We start from the raw sequence: 6,871 nt of genomic DNA, 5'->3' as shown, positions 1-6,871 counted from the left end.
GCTAATTGCGATCGCCTTTTTTATCGCTAGCTTGCAACTGGTTCCCTACATTCCCAAAGGACTGTTCAGCAGTCCCGATCGCGGGTTGAGTACGATTCAGGTAGAGTTGCCCCCCGGTTCGACGTTGCAACGAACTAAAGAGACGACCGATCGCATCACCCAAATTCTGCTGCAAGATCGGGCCACTAAAAATGTCTTTGCCAACGTTGGCAACGCCGGAACCGACGGCGAAATTAACGAAGCCACCCTCAGCGTCAACCTGATACCCAAAGAAGAACGGGAAGTGACTCAGAAAGAGTTTGAAGCCGAGATGCGCCGTCAGTTTGCCGAAATTCCGGGGGCGCGCATCAGCTTTGAAGCCGGAGGCGGCGGGGGAAGCAGTAAGGATGTCTCCATCGTCCTTAACAGCGAAAATCCCGAAGCTTTGCAACAAGCCGCAACAGATCTCGAAAGCCAAATGCGCGGAATTCCCGGTTTGGTGGAAGTCTCGTCTAGTGCCAGTTTAGTGAAGCCGGAAATTTCCATCGAACCGAATTTCCAACGGGCGGCGGATTTGGGAGTTTCAGTACGGGCGATCGCCCAGACGGCAAAACTGGCCACCCTCGGGGACAACGAAGCCAACCTCGCAAAATTCGACCTACCCGATCGGCAAATCCCGATTCGCATCCAACTTGCCGAACAATATCGCAACGATATCGATACCCTGAAAAACTTGCAAATTCCCACCGATCGCGGCGGGTTGGTTCCCCTCTCCTCCGTCGCCGCCATTACCCTTGGCAGCGGCCCGGCAGAAGTTCAACGATTCGATCGCGCCCGTCAGGTATCCGTCGAAGCCAACTTGCAAGGAATGGCCCTCGGCGATGCGGTAGCCGCCGTCAACGACCTCCCCGCCATGAACCCCCTACCCCCCGGTGTCAGCGAACAGCCTTCGGGAGATGCCAAAATTATGATCGATATTTTCTCTCGATTCTTGGGGGCGTTGGGATTAGCGGTGTTGTGCATCTACGCCATCCTGGTGCTGCTGTACAACAATTTCCTCTATCCGTTCGCGATTTTGGTCGCCCTACCTCTTTCCGTTGGCGGGGCATTACTGGCATTGCTCGTCACCCAAAAAGAAATGGGATTGTTCGCCCTCATCGGTATCGTTTTATTGATGGGATTGGTGACCAAAAACGCGATTTTGCTCGTAGACTGTACCCTAGCAAACCAAGAGGACGGATTGCCCCAATTTCGGGCAGTGGTAGAGGCGGGTGTTTCTCGCCTGCGCCCAATTTTCATGACCGCCATTTCCACCGTTGCTGGGATGATGCCCATCGCCCTGGAATTGGGGGCAACCGGAGAAGTTCGCTCTCCAATGGCGATCGCCGTGATTGGCGGTTTTTCCACATCTACGATGCTTACCCTGGTGGTGGTTCCGGTGCTGTTTACCTACATTGATAATTTCCAACGGGTATTTTTCAAAATACTCAAAGGCGAGTTTCCCTGGCGGCGCACTTTGGTCAGTAATAAGTAATGAGTAATGAGCGATCGATAAATGTTACTTCCAAACTACACTTAACCGAGCGGAAATATGGACTTACAACTGACCGATAAATTAGCCTTAGTTACAGGTTCTACAGGCGGAATTGGATTCGCGATCGCCCAAACTTTAGTCGCAGAAGGTGCATCCGTTATCGTCAACGGACGTTCTCAATCCTCTGTCGATGATGCAGTTGCCAAAATGCGATCGACTGCTACGGGGGAAGTGATGGGTTTAGCTGCCGATCTCAGTTCCACTGAAGGGGTCGATCTAGCCACCGAAAAATATCCCCAGATCGATATTTTAGTGAATAATTTAGGTATCTACGAAGCCAAACCTTTTTTAGAAATTACCGATGAAGACTGGCAAAAAATATTTACCGTTAACGTCATGAGTGGCGTGCGTCTTTCCCGTACTTATCTACCCAAGATGTTGGCAAAGAACTGGGGACGAATTATTTTTATTTCCAGCGAGTCCGGCGTACAAATTCCGACAGAGATGATTCATTACGGAATGACTAAATCCGCTCAAATTGCCGTCTCCAGAGGCTTAGCAGAATTAACGACGAATACGGAAGTAACCGTGAATTCGATTTTGCCAGGGCCGACAAAATCGAAAGGGGTCAAAGATTTTATCGAAAAGATGGCAAAACAAAAAAATACGACGGTGGAGGAAGTGGAAAAAGAGTTTTTTGCCCAAAACCGACCGACTTCAATTCTTCAGCGTTTTGCCGAAACTACAGAAGTGGCTAATCTCGTCGCTTACGTCGCCAGTCCCCTCGCTTCGGCAACCAATGGTGCGGCATTACGAGTTGAAGGGGGCATTTTGAAATCGGCATTTTGAAATCTGAAAATTTCTCCTTTAATTCCATGGTATAAAAAGAAAACTAAGGAGAAAGCGATGAGCAATTTAACCAACAAAGTCACCCTTGTTACGGGGGTCATCTAGAGCGCTTTCCCCGCAGCCAATAGGTGGTCATGTTGCCTTTACCTTTGACCGCGATTTTACCCCGTTCGTGGAGTTCGTATCGATCTTTGAGTTGTTCGTAAGTGGCTCGAGTCACTTGAATACTGCCCGGTTCTCCCGAAGACTCCATCCGAGACGCGACGTTGACGGCATCTCCCCACAGATCGTAAATGAATTTCTTAATGCCAATTACCCCAGCGATAACGACTCCCGTGTTGATACCGATACGGATTTGGATGTTTTCGCCCCGTTCCTCTCGAAAGCGAGTGACGGCTTCTTGCATCGCCAGGGCCATATCGGCGATCGCCGCAGCACGATCGGGCATGGGAACGGGCAACCCGCCAGCCACCATATAGGCATCGCCAATGGTTTTAATTTTCTCTAAGCCATGTTTTTCGGCAAGTCGATCGAAGGTGGAAAAAATCTCATTGAGCAAATTCACCAGTTCTAGGGGTTGGAGGCGCGCCGAGAGGGGGGTAAACCCAACAAGATCGGCAAATAGAATCGTTACCTCATCGAAATGCTCGGCAATGGCACCGCGATCGTGTTTCAATCGCGTGGCGATCGGTTCGGGCAAAATATTAAGCAATAATTGTTCTGATTTTTCCTGTTCGGCGTGTAATAAGGCTTGGGCTTGTTTGCGTTCTTCGATTTCTTGGACGAGTTCGAACGTCCGATCTTTGACTTTATACTCTAAGGTTTCGTTGGCAGCGATCAGTTGTTGTTTTGCCTCCCTCACCTGGGCGAGTGTGGCCGAGAGTATCATCGTTTCGACGGAGATCGCACCGATAAAGCCTTGTAACATCAACAATGTGGTGTTGAGATTCTCGCTAGAAAAGGAACTGTGGCCGTGAACGATACCCAATATTGTAATGACCGAGACAATGACAATTGCCGCACTCGCACCGAATTGACCGAATCGAAATGCCGCCCAAACCATCAAGGGAACCAGTAAATATTCCAGCGTCCATCCCTCGATGAAGGTGACGTGGCTAACACTCCACACCAGGGTGAACCAAAGTGCGATCTCGGCGAGATGCCACTGTTTTTGACGCCAAGATCTTCGAGGTCGGGCGATCGATTTCCTCGATTGCCAAGATGTTTTGAGGGCGAGTAAAAAAGGGGTAACGACCAAAATCCCGATCAGATCCCCCAGCCACCAAGTTATCCAAATTTCACCGTATTCCGACCAGTTCGCAAAACGACCCAGGCACAAACTCAAGGCCCCCACGGGGGGAGAAATGGTGCAACAAACGATTTCGATCGCAACGAATTTAAAAACATTGGAGGCGCAACTCAATATCGGGCGATTTCCTACCGCTCGTCGGATGAAGAAATGACCGAGGAGGGCTTGCAATGTCGCCCCCAGACCCACACCCAACCCGACGGTAATGGATATAGCGACCGATGCGTTGCTGGTGCGATCGAAAATAGCCCAAGTGCTACTGGCAAACTCCCCGAGCAAGATTCCCGGCCAAATTCGATAGCCGAAAAGCGAGACTGCCGAGAGTGCGAGTCCCGATGGTGGATAAATGGGTGTTACATTTCCCGGTGGAATGGCCGCGAGCTGTCCGAGTCGCCCCGCACTATAGTAGAGAACGGCAAAACTTCCGATAGCGAGCCATTGAACCAACCAGCTTTGTAGAGTGCGAGATTTAGTAAGCATCAGCCGTTTGTTTTTTCTACGGGTGAGTCGATCGGGAACGATCGATCGACAATAAAGCTTTTTCCAATTCCAACTTGGTTTATTTAATGGCACTCGAATGATGTTGCTTCGAGAGGTCTAGTAATTTGCAATATCGCATTTAACTTTTTCGAGTCATGGGCGATCGTCTTTTCGCCACCCTTGAAGGAACCTAGCAATTGGGATATCTTTCCCCGCACCCACTAATTTATTCTTCAGTAAATCGATCTGCCTATCGGGAATTTCAATTTGATTCCATGGCAGTCGCATGTGTTACGAACACCCCAAACAATAAAAAGAATCTGTCGAGCTTAAGTTTTTGGCGAGTTTGTTAAATCTCTTTAATTTTACAAACTTGAGGGTTGTAAAGTGATTTTCCTGAAAATACCAACTGGGTCGCGAGCTTTCCATCGCTCAGCAGAAATATTCAGGTTTTTACCTTAAAATTAATCGATCGTCAAGTTTCTTGTCTCATTTTTTAATTTTTTTTGTCGATGCATATCAACTGTAGATCGCCCAGACAAGGTACGATCGAGATTAAAGTGCGAAAGTACTTTCTCTCGATCGTACTAATAGTTTAAGTATATAGCGTTTTTTATTCAATGTATTTCTTGGAGCGATCGTACCTATTTTTCTGCTCACAACACTGCAGAAATAATACTATTTTTAAATAAAAAATATCTAATTTCTGTTTTTCACTTTTAACTCAAGAAATTAAATCTAAAAAAGTATTTATTAATTTTTTTTTCAAGACTTATTAAAAAATAAACGATATTCTTTAGACGTAAAAAACATTATTAACTTAGTTGGTATATTGGTTTGAAACAAATCACCACCAAAATGAACACCTTGGCGATCGAAATCAGCCAAACTCAGCATCGCGCGATCGCGTAAAAGGTTTGCCATCCGATCGATTGAGCATATCGAGAGATCGGAGGATGGGGCGAACTTGGGTGATATCTCGACCCCAAATCGGAAGTCAGCGCTCGGACATTCGTGCCCTTGGCAATTAGAACATCTAAACATCTAGAATCTCGATATAGCAATTCTCAGTCTTGTGAGGTACACCCAAATTCTATTTCCTATTCCCCATTCCTGGTTACTGAGCCTGTCGAAGTGCCCATTCCCTGGTCACTGAGCTTGTCGAAGTGCCCCATTCCCGAAAACCAGAAACTCTGTACTTCAACAGATTGATAACCGCTATACTGCTTTTGGACATTCCTACTTGCCACGATCGTTTAAGCCTTTCGGGTCGATACCGAATCCAAAAGTCATTCAAAGAATCATTCTTCCCGATCTTAGATCTTCCATCAAAATGGTATCCTGAAGCACGATATGGCTTCCTCAAATATCCATTTAGGATTTTATCCAGGGAGGGGTTGGGGCCTAGACGAACCTTCCCAAAGTTTATCCCCCATTGTCGTTCGTCCCCCTCGCTGTAAGCTTTTCTCAATTAGGGTGGCTTGGGCTTTCGTACCACTCACCCTAATGCTCCAAGTTCTTGGGTTTCGATTTTTAGGTTTGAGTTCTCAGGTTTGAGTTCTTCGGTTCCAATTCTTCAAACAAGCGAAAAGTCAATGATGTCAACTTATTCAATTAGCGATCGCGATCGCATCCAACTTTCTCAACTCGATATGCCGCCTCGTCTCTTGCTAGGCCCAGGTCCGTCGAATTCTCATCCCCGCGTTCTCTCAGCCCTGGGAATGCGTCAAGTCGGCCATCTCGACCCCCGTTTTATCAACTTGATGAACGAAGTGCAGACGTTATTGCGCTATGCGTGGCAAACCCAAAACCCCCTCACGATTCCCGTCAGCGGAACCGGAAGTGCCGCCATGGAAGCCACCCTTGCCAATGTCGTCGAACCGGGAGATGTGGTAGTTGTCGGGGTGAAGGGATATTTCGGGCATCGCCTCGTGGATATGGCCGGTCGTTACGGGGCTAACGTCCAAAAGCTGACCAAGCCCTGGGGGCAGGTTTTCACTCTCGATGAATTGCGCGCGGCCCTGGAAACTCACCGTCCGGCAGTGCTGGCCCTCGTCCACGCCGAAACTTCTACCGGTGCCCGCCAACCCTTAGAAGGGGTGGGGGAATTGTGTCGTGAATTTGGCTGTTTGCTGCTGGTGGATACAGTCACCAGTCTGGGAGGTCTACCGCTGTTTTTAGATGAGTGGGGGGTCGATTTAGCCTATAGTTGCAGCCAAAAAGGGATTGGGTGTCCGCCGGGAATTGCCCCCTTCACCATGAGTCCCCGCGCGGTGGAAAAACTCCACGCCCGTCGTACCCCCGTCACCAACTGGTATCTGGATATGTCCCTGGTGAGCAAATATTGGGGTCAAGAGCGTACCTACCACCATACTGCCCCGATTAATATGAACTACGCCCTGCGCGAAGCGTTGCGCATCCTGGCAGAAGAAGGATTGGCAGACCGCTGGGCGAGACATCAAGCCAATGCCGAACTCCTGTGGGAAGGCTTAGAGCAAATCGGTCTGGAGTGCCACGTAGAGAAAGAATACCGCCTGCCGACTCTGACGACGGTTCGCATTCCCGAAGGGGTGGATGGCAAAGCCGTTGCGGGTCAGTTACTCGCCGACTACAATATCGAAATTGCGGGAGGTTTGGGCGAACTGGGAGGTAAAGTCTGGCGCATCGGACTGATGGGCTTTAACAGTCGCCGCGAGAATGTCATTACGTTGCTCGAAGCC

The 6,871-nt window shown here is 48.9% G+C and carries 4 protein-coding genes; 3 read left to right on the top strand and 1 reads right to left on the bottom strand.

From position 1 onward, the window contains the following. Both IQ235_RS14860 and IQ235_RS14855 read left to right on the top strand, forming a co-directional pair. A partial coding sequence (locus IQ235_RS14860; protein WP_264322226.1) for an efflux RND transporter permease subunit occupies positions 1–1,513 on the top strand: 1,513 nt, incomplete at its 5' end. Positions 1,514–1,570: 57 nt separating this feature from the next. Beyond that, positions 1,571–2,362 carry an SDR family NAD(P)-dependent oxidoreductase gene (locus tag IQ235_RS14855; protein ID WP_264322225.1) on the top strand — a complete coding sequence of 264 codons (792 nt, stop codon included), beginning with the start codon at positions 1,571–1,573 and terminating at the stop codon, positions 2,360–2,362. A gap of 97 nt (positions 2,363–2,459) precedes the next feature. Here the strand turns inward: IQ235_RS14855 and IQ235_RS14850 are convergent, their stop codons facing one another. Beyond that, positions 2,460–4,151: an adenylate/guanylate cyclase domain-containing protein gene (locus tag IQ235_RS14850; RefSeq protein ID WP_264322224.1), complete on the bottom strand. Its 1,692-nt coding sequence runs from the start codon at positions 4,149–4,151 to the stop codon at positions 2,460–2,462. 1,595 nt (positions 4,152–5,746) lie between these two features. On the opposite strand from IQ235_RS14850, the gene IQ235_RS14845 reads away from it, so the two are divergent. Next, on the top strand, positions 5,747–6,871 hold a 1,125-nt coding region (locus IQ235_RS14845), incomplete at its 3' end, for a pyridoxal-phosphate-dependent aminotransferase family protein (protein WP_264322223.1).

The organism is Zarconia navalis LEGE 11467 (assembly GCF_015207075.1).
In the GTDB taxonomy this organism is placed as follows: Bacteria; Cyanobacteriota; Cyanobacteriia; order Cyanobacteriales; family Geitlerinemataceae; genus Zarconia; species Zarconia navalis.
This window is presented reverse-complemented; position numbering and strand designations above follow the sequence as displayed.